We start from the raw sequence: 14,341 nt of genomic DNA, 5'->3' as shown, positions 1-14,341 counted from the left end.
ATCTGGCCGGTATACGTGAAGCTGGCCTCCGGAATCACCAGCGCGATCGTCGTCGTCTTCTGCAGAGCCAGCCCCTGCGCAATCGCGTTCGGCTTGTAGCCCAGTTTTTCAATCGCTTCCTCGACCTTTTGCTTGGTTCCGCCCTTAACGACGTTGCTCCCGTTGATGACGCGGGATACCGTGGCCAGGGAAACGCCGGCTTCGTTAGCTACATCATAGATTGTTACTCTCTTCATGCTCTGCACTGTTCTCCTTTTCTTCTTCGTTTTCCGGTTTGGCTTCCGGTTCAGCTTCCGCGGCCGGCTGCGGTCTTAACCAGTTTTTCAGCGCGTCGACCGTCTTTTCCGCGACGTCGATCGTCACATCCTTGGCTTTTTCAATATTCTGCTGCACTTCCGGCTTGCTTGTAAAGTCCTTCACAGCACGCTGTCCTTTTTCAACCAGAGCGGCTGTGCCGTCTTTGATCTGATCGACTTTTTCCATCAGATCTTCATTGTTTTTCAGCTCGTCCAGTCCGCTCTTAACGCAGCAGGATACCTTTTCACTGACGTCGCTGACTGATTTTTTGATATCCTCAACGGCTTTGTTCAGCTTCGGATCCGTCTTGATGTCGTTAAACAGCCGCTGAGATTCCGCTACGGCCTTATCGGTCGTGGCTTTGACCTGGCTCATCGTTTTGCGGTAGGTGTCGCTGTCCTGAACCTGAGCCGTTAACAATTTCAGCTGATCGATACCCTGATTCAGAATTTCGATGGCTTTCTTCGCCGCTGCCTGGATCTTTTCCTTGACTTCCGACGACTGCTGACTGCCGGCGTCTTCCGCCTCACGGTTGATTTCTTCGATCTGTTTTTTCAGATCCTCTACCGTTTTTTCCACTTCTTCGTCCACTCGTTTGTTTTCGTCACTCATGTTCTGTTCCTCCTTCACTCTGAGTTTTAGGTTCGTCGCTTTCCGTCGGGACTACTGCCGCGGGTTCCGGCTGCGGCGCCGGTTTCTTCTTCGCTGAGCGCGCGGCGGCCGCCTCCCTGGCGCTGTCGAGATTCCCGGCCATAAAACCAGCCATATTTTTGACAGCTCCCACAGCACTTTCCTGAACCTGGTCAATCGTTGAAGATAGCCGGACCACTGTGTCCAAGGGCGCCTGAAGCTTGTCAATGCTTTTATCTACCCCCTCCATCGCGGAACCCGCCTTCTGAACCATGACCGTTAATTCCTTAATAAATGTGACGCAATGGCGCAATAAATAAATAAGAAAACAAAGTACAGCGACCCCCAGAATCGGGACCAGCTGTACTGAAACTTTATACATGGCCGCCAATAGTTCGTCCATCAAAATCACCTCAAGTGTATTATACTCAATTATGAAAAGATTTTCAATAAATTTGATAGCGCTTAACCTTGCGATTGTTCAGAAAATTGTATTGAAGCTGATAAAAGATGGAAATGACGGGCTTTTCTCACGTTTCGACAGATATCCGGAATGTGAAGATTCGGCGAAACTTTTGCACGGATTTGTTTTCTACCCTGTTTCGTTCCCTTTTTGAACTTCGTCAAAGCATGCTCAACAGCCAATATAATAAAGATCCCGACTCGCTGGAATCAGGATCTTGTATGCTGTTTCGGATTGATTTAAATCAGATGATATTCTTCCAGCAGTTCTTCGATCACCGTGCCCTGGATTTTTTTCAGACCTTTCTTTTCAAGCCAGTGAACCAGCCACGGCACCTTGATGTCTTCCAGCTTGCGGCCATCCAGCATCTTATAGGTCGAATCCATCAGAACGCGGACATCGTACACCGAGTTGAAGACCTCCGGCACGCCCAGATGATACAGCCATTCCTCCGTGATTTCCGTACCGGTGCACTCGCGCATCGGCTTCTTCACGTAGTTGCCCGGAACATCGCCGAACAGGCCGTAAACCCAGACGACCAGCTGGTCCTTCGGCTGATCCTTGAAATGCGGCTGGCGGTTCAGCGTGTAGCTCATCAGCCAGTTGGAATCCTTGACGGTGATGATACCGCCGGTGACGACCTTGCCGCTGAACGGATCACGCTTGCAGATCTTCTGGATATACGGCGGGATGCGGTCGTCCAGCGTGGTGACGGTCGCAGATTCCCAATAGGTCTTATCGGTCTGCGTGCAGAATTTATCCGGATGTCCAAACGCCGGATCCTGCGCCGCGATGTTGCGCCACAGCTGCCAGCAGCCGCCGTTTTCAGTGTTGAACTGCGGTGCGTGGTCATTGTCGCCCAGACTGGAATTTTCCGTGCAGCTGCCGTTGGTCACGAAGACAAGATCGTTTTCCGTCAGCGGGATCGTGATTTCCCGGCCTTCCCTGACGCAGACGATTCGGCGGGCCACCTTCTTTTCCCCGGTGATCTCAAATTCCACATTGGTCACGCGCGTCTCATAGTCAAACTGCACATGATGCTCTTCCAGATATTTTACCATCGGCAGGATCAGGGATTCGTACTGATTGTACTTCGTAAATTTCAGCGCGGAGAAATCCGGCAGGCCGCCGACGTGATGGATGAAGCGCTGGATATACAGCTTCATTTCCAGGGCTGAATGCCAGTCCTCAAACGCGAACATCGTGCGCCAGTACAGCCAGAAATTACTGGAGAAGAATTCGTCGTCGAAGACGTCGGTAATCTTTTTGTCATAGAGATCCTCGTCCTTCGTGAAGAACAGCTTCATGATCTCCATCGCCGCTTTGTCGCTCAGACCGAATTTGCCGTCGGTATGCGCATCTTCGCCGCGGTTGATCGTCGCACGCATCAGCGAATAGTTCGGGTCGTCCTTGTTGAGCCAGTAGTATTCGTCCAGTACGGAAACGCCTTCGGTTTCTAAGGACGGAATGGAACGGAACAGATCCCACAGACATTCAAAGTGATTTTCCATTTCCCGGCCGCCGCGGATGATGAAGCCCTTCTGCGGATCCTTGATCCCATCGCAGGCGCCGCCGGGCAGCTTGCCTTCCTCCAGAATATGGATGTGCTCGCCCTTCATCTGGCCATCGCGGACCAGGAAACATGCCGCGGACAAGGCCGCCAGTCCCGAGCCGACCAGATATGCGGACTTGTTGTCAACCCCTTCCGGCTTGCGCGGATGTGCAAATGCTTCGTAGTTACCATTGCTGTAATACATTCTCTTTCTTCCTCCTGTTTGTTTTTTTCTAACCGTCTTCAGCTTACTTCTTCCTGACCTCTGCCGCCATAGACACCGCCAAGGGCCTGTATAAAATTCCGACAGACAAAAAAATCTGTCCTGATTTTAGCCAAAAACGAACAAATGTCAAAAAACAGGAAAGACAGAACGGGCTTGTAGAAAACATCTCTGTTTCTTTCCCTATTTTCAAAATCGGCTATTCTCCTTCTCTTTTTACGTTTCCTTCACACCGAACAAAGTCAGCACAAAAAAAATCAGGATTGCATTGCCGCAGCGATGCGTTCCTGATTTGTTCGTTTATCAAATTTTATTACAATTTCTGTTTAACCAGCCCGCTTAAGCCGTAGATGTCCTTGCTGGACATAAACAGATAAACCGCCGGTGCCAGTTTGGCCAGCTCCGCAGCGCCCTGTTCATCTTCGCTTAAGATTTTAGAGCCGGGAATCCGTTCCTGAAGATAGGTAATGTCGATATCAATGCCGTCTTCCTTATCATCAATACTCGTAAAATCACACAGGTAAACCTCATCCGCCTTTTTCAAGGCCGCTGCGAAATCATCGGCGAAATGAAAAACGCGGGAGACGCGGTGCGGCTTAAAGATCGCGATCAGCCGTTTGCCCGGAAAACGTTTGCGGGCAGCGTCAATCGTAATCGACACCTCGGTCGGATGATGGGCGTAGTCGTCGACAAAGACGTTCTCGCCATGCTTCTCAATCGTGAAGCGGCGTTTTGTCCCCTTAAACGATGCCAAGCCCGGCTCGATCTGTTCAGCGGTATACCCCTCTAACAATCCCAGCGCGATCACGCCCAAGCTGTTCCACAACAGATGCCGGCCGACAAACGGCAGATCGAAATGTCCCTGCAGCTGGCCTTGAAACAGCACGTCAAAATGCATGTCCTCGCTGGTTTCCACGATATTGACCGCCTGAAAATCGTTGCCGTCTTCAACGCCGTAATAATAATGCGTCACCGCCGGATCAATCCGCAGCGCTCTGACCTTCGGATCATCGCCGAACAGAACCAGACCTCTTTTTACCTGGCAGGCGAATTCCTCATAGGCTTTGGCATAATCCGCTTCGGTTTTAAAATAATCGACGTGATCCAGATCGGCATTGGTAATGATCGCGTAATCCGGATGATACGCCAGAAAATGCCGCCGGTACTCGCAGGCTTCAACCGCCAGATATTGGCTGTCCGGATGAATTTCCCCGGAACCATCGCCGATCAGATGTCCGGTCGGCGCAATTTCATCCATCATCGCCGCCAGCATCCCGGTCGTCGTCGTCTTGCCATGGCTGCCCGCCACGCACAGACTCGTATAGTCTTTCATCAAAGCGCCTAAATACTCATGATACCGATAACAGGTCACAGTCGGATTGGACCGCGCCGCCGCGACCTCCGGAAAATCTTCTTTGAAGGCGTTGCCGATAATCACCGTCATTCCATCCTGAATATTCGCCGGATCAAACGGCAGGATCGGGATACGCCGCGCGATCAACGGATCCTCTGTGAAGAAATGCTTCGTCAAATCCGAGCCGGAAACTTCCATGCCCAAATCGTTGAGAATGCAGGCCAGCGCCGCCATGCCCGTTCCCTTGATGCCGATAAAAAAGACCATAACAACACCCTTTCTACGAATTCAGATCGTCGTCAAACAAACTCAGGTTCTGCGAAACAACCGTCTTGTCAGAGCCTTCCTCCTCATTCTTACGATCAGCTTCTGCTTCCTGCGGTTTCTGAAGCAGCTCGTCCAGCGACACGTTGATCAGCGGTTCTTCTTTGATGGCGGCCGCGGGTTTATCCAGACGCTCCGCAATCTCTTCGACCTTATCTTCCTGCGGTTTATCCATGCCGTAAATCGGTGAAATTACGGTTCCCAGCGAGCTTTTAACCGGGCTGACCTTCTTCGCCGCCGGCGTCTTGGCCGGCTGGCTCTTTTCCCCGAGCACGCCGAAAATCGGCGAGATCACCGGCGTAAATTCATAATCTTCCTTCGGTTCCACGCGGACCGGCTTCTTCTTCACCGGCTTGTCTTCCGCAATCGTCATTTTTCCCAGCTTGCTGGAAGGTTCCTTTTTGACCGCGGGTTCCTTTTCTTTTTCTTTCTCTTTCCTGGTATCCAGATATACTGCCTTGACTTCCTGCGGAAGCGGAACCGCCGGCTTGGCCTCAGGCTTGACCGCGGGTTTGGCTGGATTGCTGCGGCGAACCGGAACCGGTTCTTCCTCAACCTCGTCAACGACTTCTTCTTCAAAAATCAACGACATTAATTTTTTTATCATACGGGATCATCCTGCCTTTTCATTCTATTCATCCTTGCGGATATTGTTGCCTATTCGCCATCCGACGGCGTTTGAATATCGTCGTCGTTTTCATTCAGCGGCAGATCGTCGGCGCTGGTGCCGTCGTCGAAGGTTTCGCCGCTCTGATCAATATCGCCGCCGGTATGCGCCGGTTTGTTCGGCATCATTTCCTCCAGCCGGCCGTTTTCCGGAATTTCATCTTCAAACAGATTCAGGTTTTCTTTGACGTAATTAATTTTTGTCCGTGAGGAATAAGTTTTGAGTACGGCATCCTCGTCGACTTCAGCTGTACGGGCGATCTTGATCATTTCTTTCGCCAGCGCCGGCGCGCCTGTCTCATTGCTTAATCCGGTAAAGGTAAAATACGGGGTTTTGACCATGACCAGCAGCTGACCGTTCGCCGAAGGCAGCAGCCCTGCGATATATTTCTGCGTTCGCCCCTGGATATCGGTGAACTCGCCTTCGCTGACGCTTATCCACGCCTCGCTCTGGGGCAGGATCACACTTTCAGATTGATCATAGAGCTTGACGTTGACGATTTCGGCAACGTTGAGATTCATAATGAATTCCTGGTTATCAAGAACGAAGACGTTGGAGGAGGCCGTCGAGCTTCGGCGTCCCACACCCGGTTCGGCATAATAACTGTACAGATCTTTCACGTTATCCGCATGGACGTTGATCGTCAGCGTGCTGGCTTGCATGCAGGCCGCCTGCAGCCGGCTATCCAATCCTCCCTGAGCGCTGCAGCCGCACAAACACAGGCAAAACAGAAGCAGCGTGATTTTGCGCATGAGAGTCCTCCCTTCGTTTTGTTTATTCTATCATGTTTCCCTGTTTTTTTAAATGGCTTTCTTCTGCCAAACTGCGCGGTAAATCGGCTGGCCCAGGTCCATGAATTTTTGTTCGTATTCCGTAATCGCGTCTTCCGGATGGGGCTGACGGCGGAAATCGACGCTGACCTCGCACAGCCGCCAGTTTTCTTTGGAAAATTCTGTCAGGGAAAACTCAAACAGCTTCGGGTTGTCGGTTTTCATGATCACCTGGCCGTTTTCATTCAGCAGGGTTTCATATTGCTTTAAAAACCGGGCGTGCGACAGCCGCCGCTTGGCATAACCGCTTTTCGGCCACGGATCGGAAAAGTTCAGATGGATGACGTCGACCTCGCCCGGGGCAAACCAGGCGCTGATCTGATCGGCATCCTGAGCGATGAACGCCATGTGTTCATGCGGCTGGGCCAACGCTTTTTTTACGGCTACCGCGGCGACGTTATGTTCTTTCTCAATCCCGATCCAGCCTTCTTCGGGGTTCATCGCAGCCATTCTGGTAAAATAATCGCCCTTGCCGCTGCCGATCTCAATTCGCAATCGGGAACAGTCCAGCAGTTTGTGCCACTGACCAGCCCGTTCTTCCGGTTTTTCGATAACAAAATCAGTATTTTCCTTTAAAAAGGGTTCTGCCCAGGATTTTTTTCGCATTCTCATTGTCGGATCCTCCTTTGGAATAAAACAGCGGATCAGATTTGACCCGCTGTCAGCTTATTGTTCTCGCTTCCGGAACACGCGTTTTTCGCCATCCCGGCGATCGCGCGCAGCCCGTTTCGCCCGCTGTTCTTCGTCCCAGCCTTCCGGCTTTTCCATCAAGTCGCGATGGGAAACGTTGACGCGGCCTTTCTCGTCAATCTCGGTGACGACGACCTTGATGACGTCGCCCAGTTTCAGCACGTCTTCCGGTTTTTCAATCCGCTTGTAATCAATCTTCGATACATGAAGCAGACCGTCGGTGCCCGGGAACAGCTCGACAAACGCGCCGAACTTCTCCAGCCGAACGACCTTGCCGTCGTAAATTTCCCCGACCTTGGCCTCGCGGATAATCTGGTTGATCGTATCTGCGGCCTTCATGATCGCATTCTTATCGCTGTGATAGATGACAACCGAGCCATCGTCTTCAATATCAATCTTGACATTGTCGCAGTCCGCGATGATCTGATTGATCATCTTGCCGCCGGTGCCGATGACTTCGCGGATCTTATCGACCGGAATCATCATGCGGTACATCTTCGGTGCGTACGGGCTGACCTCCGGACGCGGTTCGCTGATCGCCGCCATCATGTTCGCCATGATTTCAGCGCGGCCTTTTTTGGCCTGCGCCAGCGCTTCCTCCAAAATCGCGCGGTTGATGCCGTCGATCTTGATGTCCATCTGCAGCGCGGTAATCCCCTTCGGCGTACCCGCCACCTTGAAGTCCATATCGCCATAGTGATCTTCCATGCCCTGAATATCCGTCAATACGGTGTAATGCTCGTCACTGGTCTTGATCAGACCCATCGCCACGCCCGCGACCGGCGCCTTGATCGGAACGCCCGCGGACATCAGCGCCATCGTGCCGGCGCAGATCGAAGCCTGGGAGGAGGAACCGTTGGATTCCAGCACTTCCGCGACTAACCGGATCGTGTATGGGAATTCTTCCTCGCTTGGAATGACCGCCGACAGCGCTCTTTCGCCCAGAGCGCCATGCCCGATTTCACGCCGTCCCGGAGAGCCCATCCGGCCCGTTTCCCCGACGGAATACGGCGGGAAGTTATAGTGATGCATGAACCGCTTGGTTTCAATTTCCGTCAGATCGTCGATGATCTGGTTGTCGCCCAGCGCGCCTAAGGTACAAGCCGAGAGCACCTGCGTTTCACCGCGGGTAAACATCGCCGAGCCATGCACGCGCGGAAGCAGATCGACTTGCGAATTCAACGGACGCAGTTCGTCGACAGCACGGCCGTCCGGACGGATCTTTTCTTCGGAAATTAAACGCCGGACTTCATTCGCCACGATTTCCGTGCAGTAAGCGCGGACCTGCTTGACTGTTTTATCCTTCAGTTTTTCGCTTGCGTATTCGCGAGCTTCAAACAGCGCCGCCATCTCGTCGGTAATCTCGTCGATCTTGCCATAGCGTTCCAGCTTCAGCTTGATCGAAACTGCTTCGATCAGACGTGCTTTCGCCAGTTCGTCGATCTCCGCCTTGATTTCTTCCGGCACGACGTCCAGCTTGATTTCCATCTTCGGTTTCGCACACTTTGCAATGATCTGTTCCTGGAATTCGCACAGCATCTTGATGTGATCGTGACCGAACATCAGCGCGTCGATCATCTCTTCTTCGCTGACTTCCTTCGCCCCGGCCTCGACCATATTGATCGCGTCCTTGGTTCCGGCAACCGTCAGATGAATGTCGGATTTTTCCGCTTCCTCCACGGAAGGATTGATCACAAACTTGCCGTCAACGCGGCCGACGATGACCCCGGCAATCGGACCGTTGAACGGAATGTCGGAAATGCACAGCGCACAGGAAGCGCCGAACATCGCGGCCATTTCCGCCGAGCAGTCCTGGTCGACGGACAACACCGTGTTGACGACCTGCACTTCGTTGCGGAAGCCTTCCGCAAACAGCGGACGGATCGGACGGTCGATCATCCGGGCGGTCAGCGTCGCATGTTCGCTCGGCCGGCCCTCGCGGCGTAAAAAGCCGCCTGGAATCTTGCCGACGGAATACAGCTTTTCTTCAAAGCTGACCGTCAGCGGGAAGAAGTCTGAATCTTTCGGAGTATGGTTGGCAGTAGCGGTTGACAACACTACTGTATCTTGGTAACGGACTACGACAGCTCCACCTGCCTGTTTTGCGATTTCTCCGGTTTCAATCGTCAGATTGCGGCCGCAGAAGTCGAATGTAAATACCTCTTTCGCCATTTGTTCACCTCATTAAATGTTAACCTTTACAATTTTATCACAGTTTTTGCGTAAATCATAGAATAGTTTAAGACAAAATACCGCCATTTTTTGAGGTTTTCCCAACCGGGGAAATATGGCTGACGCCAAAACAAAGAAAAAGCCCCCCTTGCGGGGAGCGATTCCTGCGTTATTTTTAAAGTTCAGTCTTCCACAGACCGTGCAGGTTGCAGTATTCGTAAACCGCCAGCGGCTTGCCTTCACCGATCTCAAAGACAGCCTTCGGTGCATCGGACGGGGTCAGATGGCGGATCTGTACGCCTTTGTCCGTTTCCAGCAAAATCCATTCGATATAATGCGCATCGGTCATCGGATGCTCAACGCTGCCGACAACGACTTCGATCTTGCCTCCGTTCACAGTGACCGCCGGCAGATGTTTCTCCAGCGCCGCTTCCGTGGTGTTGGCGATCAGCTCGTGCATTTCCTCGCCGCAGCAGATCATCGGTACATATGAATCGTGCAGAACATAGGTCATATTTCCGCAGTGGTTGCATCGTAAAATTTTCATTCAACAGTCCTCCTTTTGACTTGATGAGTTCATTGTACTAAGAAAGGCTCAGACGTGCAACGAATATGCCCGCGATCTTTCGGATCCGAACAAAAGCAGGTTTCATCGCCAGCTTGAATCTTCCCCGCTGTCAAGTAAAAAAAGGACCTTCCCCAAAGGGAAAGTCCGCGGTTTTCCTTATGCGCCAGCGATCTGGTAATTATCGTCCTGAATCTGAATCTGATCGTCGCCCAGAATGAAATAATGCGGGTAATGATAAAGCAGATTCTGATTGACGAAAGAAATGCCGCCGATCAGCTGATTGACCTGTTCGATCGAAGTCCGGCGCATCAGATCGGCAATGTAATTGAAGTCGGTCTTCTGCGTCTTGTATTCCTCATCCGCAAACGTATAAATCTTCTCTTCCGGGATAAAATGCGTCAGCCGGCTCAGCGGTTTGACGACGTTGCGGGCGTATGCCGGGGCGCTGACTGCGTAGCCGTTCATGCTTAACGGAGTGCCGATCTCAACGACCGCTTTCAAGATTCTGGCATTGCCGATGACTTTTTGAAAGTCCTCGTCGTTGACGTTGATGACAAACTTTCTCCCTTCCGCAAACTGACGGATATGATACTCATTCTGGAAAAACAGATACAGATGATGATTCAGGACGTCTGCCAGCTCCTGCTTGACAGGCTCATAGCCAATCCAACCGCCAAAATCGTTGACATCCACGATTTTAATGCCGTACATGACCTGTTTCATCGAACTTCCTCCTTTGCGACCTTCTGTCAGAAGATCTCTTTCTGTCTTCATTATAGTCCTTTTCAACCGCTTTTCCAGTTAATTTGATAAACATTTCACATTATTTGTCAATTTTTTTAACATGAGGAAGAGAACAGGAAACGCGCGCAATCTCTTTCCTGTTATTCAAAACTGGCAAGGCTCACCCCACAGCCTCGGCAGCCGGCATTGCCTATTTTTCTGACTCGGCTTCCGCGATCAGCGCCGCTTTCTGCGCCCGCGTCAGCTTCTTGATCGCCGCTTCCTGTTTCAGCGCGGCGGATTTATCAATAAACGCTTTCGCATAGGCCACCCGCACCGGCGGGTGGGAACGGGTATATTTGGCGCCCCGGCCTGCGCAATGCGCCGCGAAGCGTTTTTCGACGTCGTTGGTCCAGCCGGTGTAATAGCTGCCGTCCGCACATTCCAGAATATAGACCCAGGCGCTCATCATTCCACCGATTTCAGCGATTCCACCATCGGGATCGCACGCAGCTTGGACTTCATGACCTGATTGACGATCACTGCGAACAGCATCGTGATGAGGACGGAAATCACATAGCTCTGCGGCAGGATGACGCGGCCGAACATGATGTTGTCCAGCTCGACCACGACCATGATCGTCAAATGCAGAATCTTGCCCAGCCCTAACCCGAGCAGAGAACCGATCAGGGTCAGGATGATATTTTCTTTATAAACATAGGTGTTGACTTCCTTGTTATAAAAGCCCAGCACTTTCAGCGTCGCAATTTCGCGCAGCCGTTCGCTGATGTTGACATTGGTCAGATTGTACAATACGACAAACGCCAGCATCCCCGCGGAGATGATCAGCACCAGCACGATATAATTCAGACTGCGGATCATGTTGTTGAAGTTATCCTTGATCCCGGTATAAAACGACAGCGAGCTGATCTTCTCATTCTTTAACAGTTCCTGACCGCTGCGCTGCTCCGCGTCGTCAATCTGGGGGTTGAATTTCAGGAAAACGGCGTTGCTTTGGGCACGCAGATCGTAGGTTTCTTTATAGGCGTTGGCGTTCATGTACACGTAATGGTTGAGATAGTTTTCCGCGATCCCGGTAATTTCGACATTCCGGCGCAGTTCCTTCTCATTTTCCAGCTCGATCGTGTCGCCGATATGCAGATTCATGTCGTTCGCCATTTTCTCCGTGATCACCACGCCGCTATCCTTCAGCCGCAGCTCTTCCTGCGGCTGTTTGCGGGGATGCAGCGACACGAAATCGCGGAACCGCTCCGGATCGGAGGTCACGACCAGCGTCACCTCCGTGCTGTCATTGCCCTGGTAGACGACAGCGTTGGACTGGTACACATCCAGGGAATCGTCGATCATGTCCAGGCTGGAAATCTGATCGAAGACCTGTTGCTTCTCAGTCTCATCCAGCTCTTTTTGCAGCGATGCGATTCCCTGATATTGGAAGATTTCGCCGAATTGGGAATTGACAATCCGGCTGATCGAATCCTTGATACCAAAGCCGGCGACCAACAGCGCCGTACATCCGGAGATGCCCAGCACCGTCATGAAGAAGCGTTTTTTGTACCGGAACAAATTACGCGCGGTGACCTTTGAAGTGAAGGAAAAACGTTTCCATACAAACGTCATCCGCTCGATCAGGATCTTCTTGCCCAGCTTTGGGGCTTTCGGCCGCATCAGCAGCGCCGGAGTTTCGATCAATTCCTTATAACAGGCCGCAAACGCCGCCAGCGTCGTCACCAGTACCGACGCCGTGGTAGAGCCGATCATCAGCGACAGCTGCGGCGTAAAGCTGACCGGGGGCAGCACGTACATCATGAGCCAGGCAGTATAGATGATCGCCGGGAAAGCAAACAACCCGACAGCCAGCCCGACCAGACTTCCGGTCAGACTCGCAAAGGCGGCGTAGAACACATACTTGAACGCGATCTGCCCGGTCGTATAGCCCAGCGCCTTCATCGTCCCGATCTGCGAGCGCTGTTCGTCGACCATCCGGGTCATCGTCGTCAGACAAACCAACGCCGCGACTAAAAAGAAGAACACCGGGAACACCTTGGCGATCGCGGCCATCCGGTCGGCGGCGCCCTTGTAATCCATATAGCTGTAATGCGACTGGCGGTCGAGGATATACCACTTGCCCTGTTCGATCTGTTCGATCTTATTCTTCGCCAGCACCAGCTCCTCGCGCGCATCCTCCAGCTTCGCTTCACCTTCCGCTTTGTTGAGCGCCAGATCAATTTCACCCTGGGCGACTTCTTTCTGACCTTGCTTCAGCTTGGCTTCTCCTTCGGCAATCTGCTTATCGGCTTCCGCCTTGGCCTGCACCAGCGTCTGGCGCTGCTGCTCGATCTGGGCATTGGCTGAGACGATCTGTTCGTCGATCGTCTTGAGCACTGTTTCGGAGACTTCCAGTCCCTGATTGATCAGATCCAGCTGCGCCTGCGCCGTCGTAATTTCGGTTTCCAGCTGGGTTAACACGGCCAGTTCACCCTGCAGTTCCGTGATCCGGGCATTGACCAGAATCAGCTCACCGGGGATTTTTTCCAGCTCAGCCGCTTCCTCTTCACTCAGCGCCGGATATTTCTCCGGATCCGTCTGATTGAGCGCTTTTTTGGTTTCCAGCTCCACCTGACGGGTAGTTAAGTCGAGTTGTTTCTGCGTCTGCTCGTTTAGTTCCTGCTCAGCCGGAGCCAGCTCGGTCTGCTTGTCCGCCAGATTTTTCTGTTTTTCAGCGATCTGACTTTCCAGCGCCGCTTTCTGTTCCAGTGCCTGAGCGTTAGTGGTTTCATATTCTTTTTTCTTTTCATCGTAGGTGGCGACCAGCGTATCAATTTGTTTCTGGATCATCTCGATCTGCGCTTCACCCTGTTTCAGCTGCGCTTCGGCCATCGCCTTGCTTGAAGTCAGCGTCGCCTGACCGACTAACAGCTCATCCTTGCCATCCTGCAGCTTTTTCTCCGCTTTTTCAATCTCGGTATTGAATGTCGTCAGCGCTTCGTCGTATTCCGCCTGTCCATCCGTATATTCCTTCATCGCTTCGTCGACAATCGACTGCCGGCGCAGCTCTGCCCGTTCGCTGCCCAGCGTCGTCAGCGTTTCGCTTAACGGCTCCAGATAGTCGAAATAGTCCTGATTGTAGCTGTTGTATGGTTTCGCTCCGCGGGCTGTCAGATAGACGTCGGTATAGACCTCCATCGTGAAATCGTTTTTCGGCACGTACACATAGGTATCGACGCTGCCGGAGCCGATCGTACTTGTGCCCTTTTCGTAGGAAAGGTAGTACGGCGTGTTGACTGTTCCGACAATCGTGAACGTATCGCGGCTGAAGCTGTCATCCAGCGGATCGGAAGTGCCGCTTTCGATCTTGATCGTATCGCCGATCTTCATGCCGGACACGACGATTTTGCCATCCTCAATGACGCATTCGCCGCTTTTTTCCGGCAGCCGCCCGCTTGTCACGACCAGCTGGTTGATATAATCCGGATCCTGCGGATCAAGATGCTCCAAATCCAGCGCGTGAACTTTCAGCACCAGCTCCTTGGAGCCGATCCGGGTGATCACATCCTGCGTATAACTGGCCTGAACGCCTTGAACGCCCGCAACCTGACGCAGCTGGCGCACGTCGTCCTCGGTGATGCCGAAATTGGAAACGACGCGGTAATCCATTAAATTGTAATCGTCAAAATAGCGGTCGGCCGTGTATTTCATATCCGGCGCGGAAGCCAGAACGCCGGCGAAAAATGCGACGCCGATCGCGACGATGCCGAAGATCGAGAAAAACCGGCCCCTGGTTTTCCGGATCTCCCGCAGCGTGTCTTTCAATAAAGGACTGCGCATGC

13 protein-coding genes are annotated in these 14,341 nt (G+C 52.4%); all 13 read right to left on the bottom strand.

Features of this window, described 5'->3' with window-relative positions; genetic code table 11:
- Positions 1 to 236 (bottom strand): LacI family DNA-binding transcriptional regulator (locus tag AC5OW4_RS03830; RefSeq protein WP_493676684.1); only part of this gene is annotated, 236 nt, incomplete at its 3' end.
- A complete protein-coding gene (locus AC5OW4_RS03825) occupies positions 214 to 909 on the bottom strand; it encodes a hypothetical protein (RefSeq protein WP_072683440.1) in 696 nt (231 codons plus the stop codon). The genes AC5OW4_RS03830 and AC5OW4_RS03825, both read right to left, overlap by 23 nt.
- A complete protein-coding gene (locus AC5OW4_RS03820; protein ID WP_072683441.1) occupies positions 902 to 1,330 on the bottom strand; it encodes a hypothetical protein in 429 nt (142 codons plus the stop codon). Before AC5OW4_RS03820 ends, AC5OW4_RS03825 begins: the two co-directional genes overlap by 8 nt.
- Positions 1,331 to 1,629: 299 nt before the next feature.
- The gene (locus tag AC5OW4_RS03815) at positions 1,630 to 3,147 is read right to left on the bottom strand and encodes an oleate hydratase (RefSeq protein WP_493676683.1); all 1,518 of its coding nucleotides are present in this window, start codon (positions 3,145 to 3,147) and stop codon (positions 1,630 to 1,632) included.
- A gap of 331 nt (positions 3,148 to 3,478) precedes the next feature.
- Positions 3,479 to 4,786 carry a UDP-N-acetylmuramate--L-alanine ligase gene (gene murC / locus AC5OW4_RS03810; RefSeq protein WP_295769800.1) on the bottom strand — a complete coding sequence of 436 codons (1,308 nt, stop codon included), beginning with the start codon at positions 4,784 to 4,786 and terminating at the stop codon, positions 3,479 to 3,481.
- A 13-nt stretch (positions 4,787 to 4,799) separates the two neighbouring features.
- Positions 4,800 to 5,450, bottom strand: coding sequence for a hypothetical protein (locus AC5OW4_RS03805; RefSeq protein WP_295769803.1), 651 nt, complete (start codon positions 5,448 to 5,450; stop codon positions 4,800 to 4,802).
- 50 nt (positions 5,451 to 5,500) lie between these two features.
- Positions 5,501 to 6,262: a hypothetical protein gene (locus AC5OW4_RS03800; protein ID WP_072683446.1), complete on the bottom strand. Its 762-nt coding sequence runs from the start codon at positions 6,260 to 6,262 to the stop codon at positions 5,501 to 5,503.
- A gap of 48 nt (positions 6,263 to 6,310) precedes the next feature.
- On the bottom strand, positions 6,311 to 6,952 hold the full coding sequence (trmB, locus tag AC5OW4_RS03795; RefSeq protein WP_072683447.1) for a tRNA (guanosine(46)-N7)-methyltransferase TrmB: 642 nt from the start codon (positions 6,950 to 6,952) through the stop codon (positions 6,311 to 6,313).
- A 54-nt stretch (positions 6,953 to 7,006) separates the two neighbouring features.
- A complete protein-coding gene (pnp, locus tag AC5OW4_RS03790) occupies positions 7,007 to 9,202 on the bottom strand; it encodes a polyribonucleotide nucleotidyltransferase (RefSeq protein ID WP_493676682.1) in 2,196 nt (731 codons plus the stop codon).
- 175 nt (positions 9,203 to 9,377) lie between these two features.
- A complete protein-coding gene (locus AC5OW4_RS03785; RefSeq protein ID WP_195397307.1) occupies positions 9,378 to 9,749 on the bottom strand; it encodes a desulfoferrodoxin family protein in 372 nt (123 codons plus the stop codon).
- A 177-nt stretch (positions 9,750 to 9,926) separates the two neighbouring features.
- Complete coding sequence (locus AC5OW4_RS03780) at positions 9,927 to 10,493, bottom strand: hypothetical protein (protein WP_072683450.1); 567 nt, start codon at positions 10,491 to 10,493, stop codon at positions 9,927 to 9,929.
- 211 nt (positions 10,494 to 10,704) lie between these two features.
- A complete protein-coding gene (locus AC5OW4_RS03775; protein WP_229100783.1) occupies positions 10,705 to 10,962 on the bottom strand; it encodes a GIY-YIG nuclease family protein in 258 nt (85 codons plus the stop codon).
- The gene (locus AC5OW4_RS03770) at positions 10,962 to 14,339 is read right to left on the bottom strand and encodes an FtsX-like permease family protein (RefSeq protein WP_493676681.1); all 3,378 of its coding nucleotides are present in this window, start codon (positions 14,337 to 14,339) and stop codon (positions 10,962 to 10,964) included. The genes AC5OW4_RS03775 and AC5OW4_RS03770 overlap by 1 nt, the downstream gene beginning before the upstream one ends.
- Positions 14,340 to 14,341: the final 2 nt, after the last annotated feature.

It is taken from the genome of Holdemania sp. (assembly GCF_986127675.1).
Note: the sequence above shows the minus strand (reverse complement) of the source record. Positions and strands in the feature narration are given on the sequence as shown.

Coding starts and splice junctions, on each gene's coding strand:
- AC5OW4_RS03780 (WP_072683450.1), bottom strand. CDS start 10,493: ATGAAACAGGTCATGTACGGCATTAAAATCGTGGATGTCAACGATTTT.
- pnp (WP_493676682.1), bottom strand. CDS start 9,202: ATGGCGAAAGAGGTATTTACATTCGACTTCTGCGGCCGCAATCTGACG.
- AC5OW4_RS03770 (WP_493676681.1), bottom strand. CDS start 14,339: ATGCGCAGTCCTTTATTGAAAGACACGCTGCGGGAGATCCGGAAAACC.
- AC5OW4_RS03805 (WP_295769803.1), bottom strand. CDS start 5,450: ATGATAAAAAAATTAATGTCGTTGATTTTTGAAGAAGAAGTCGTTGAC.
- trmB (WP_072683447.1), bottom strand. CDS start 6,952: ATGAGAATGCGAAAAAAATCCTGGGCAGAACCCTTTTTAAAGGAAAAT.
- AC5OW4_RS03800 (WP_072683446.1), bottom strand. CDS start 6,262: ATGCGCAAAATCACGCTGCTTCTGTTTTGCCTGTGTTTGTGCGGCTGC.
- AC5OW4_RS03815 (WP_493676683.1), bottom strand. CDS start 3,147: ATGTATTACAGCAATGGTAACTACGAAGCATTTGCACATCCGCGCAAG.
- murC (WP_295769800.1), bottom strand. CDS start 4,786: ATGGTCTTTTTTATCGGCATCAAGGGAACGGGCATGGCGGCGCTGGCC.
- AC5OW4_RS03785 (WP_195397307.1), bottom strand. CDS start 9,749: ATGAAAATTTTACGATGCAACCACTGCGGAAATATGACCTATGTTCTG.
- AC5OW4_RS03825 (WP_072683440.1), bottom strand. CDS start 909: ATGAGTGACGAAAACAAACGAGTGGACGAAGAAGTGGAAAAAACGGTA.
- AC5OW4_RS03775 (WP_229100783.1), bottom strand. CDS start 10,962: ATGAGCGCCTGGGTCTATATTCTGGAATGTGCGGACGGCAGCTATTAC.
- AC5OW4_RS03820 (WP_072683441.1), bottom strand. CDS start 1,330: ATGGACGAACTATTGGCGGCCATGTATAAAGTTTCAGTACAGCTGGTC.